The following is a 305-nucleotide window of genomic DNA, read 5'->3' as shown; positions in this document are numbered from 1 at the left end:
GCACCTGTGGCGCTGCCGGCAACCGTAACCGCATTTGTGGTCCCGACGGCGCTGGTCTCGAGGTCGACGCTGACGCTCGAGGCCGCGATCTGGTAGTTCAGGCGGGTGGAGCCGTTGCCGATGATGGTGTCGTTGCCGCCGGCGCCGGCGAAGTCGTTAAAGGCGCCGGAGGAGCCGACGTTGGTCGCCCCGGCCTGACCGAATCCGGTCGCGTCGAACGTGTCGTCAAAATTGGTGCCGCGGGCGGCCTCGACGTTGCGGATCGTGTCGGTGCCGACGGTCGCATCGCCGTTCACGGTGCCTGC

The 305-nt window shown here is 68.2% G+C and carries 1 protein-coding gene; it reads right to left on the bottom strand.

Going from position 1 to position 305, the window contains the following annotated elements; genetic code table 11:
* Positions 1 to 305: hypothetical protein (locus tag RAD10_RS41630; protein WP_461622005.1), on the bottom strand; the 305-nt coding region annotated here is incomplete at both ends.

It is taken from the genome of Bradyrhizobium sp. 23AC (assembly GCF_054863025.1).
Note: the sequence above shows the minus strand (reverse complement) of the source record. Positions and strands in the feature narration are given on the sequence as shown.